Source organism: Streptococcus sp. HMSC072D05 (assembly GCF_001815805.1).
Taxonomy (GTDB): Bacteria; Bacillota; Bacilli; order Lactobacillales; family Streptococcaceae; genus Streptococcus.
The window spans coordinates 1-701 of the sequence record NZ_KV822003.1 but is presented as its reverse complement, the minus strand read 5'-3'; the positions used below and the strand labels follow the sequence as shown (position 1 = coordinate 701).

Below are 701 nucleotides of genomic sequence, written 5' to 3'. Positions count from 1 at the left end.
CGAGTTCCTTAACGAGAGTTCTCTCGCTCACCTGAGGCTACTCGCCTCGACTACCTGTGTCGGTTTGCGGTACGGGTAGAGTATGTTTAAACGCTAGAAGCTTTTCTTGGCAGTGTGACGTCACTAACTTCGCTACTAAACTTCGCTCCCCATCACAGCTCAATGTTATAGAACTAAGCATTTGACTCAATTCACACCTCACTGCTTAGACAGACTCTTCCATTCGTCTGCTTTAGTTAGCCTACTGCGTCCCTCCATCACTACATACTCTAGTACAGGAATATCAACCTGTTGTCCATCGGATACACCTTTCGGTCTCTCCTTAGGTCCCGACTAACCCAGGGCGGACGAGCCTTCCCCTGGAAACCTTAGTCTTACGGTGGACAGGATTCTCACCTGTCTTTCGCTACTCATACCGGCATTCTCACTTCTATGCGTTCCAGCACTCCTCACGGTATACCTTCTTCACACATAGAACGCTCTCCTACCATACCTATAAAGGTATCCACAGCTTCGGTAAATTGTTTTAGCCCCGGTACATTTTCGGCGCAGGGTCACTCGACTAGTGAGCTATTACGCACTCTTTGAATGAATAGCTGCTTCTAAGCTAACATCCTAGTTGTCTGTGCAACCCCACATCCTTTTCCACTTAACAATTATTTTGGGACCTTAGCTGGTGGTCTGGGCTGTTTCCCTTTCGA

General features: G+C 47.8%; 1 rRNA gene. It reads right to left on the bottom strand.

Annotation, left to right across the window (positions count from 1 at the left end):
- A 23S ribosomal RNA gene (locus tag HMPREF3057_RS03230) occupies positions 1-701 on the bottom strand; the annotation flags it as partial.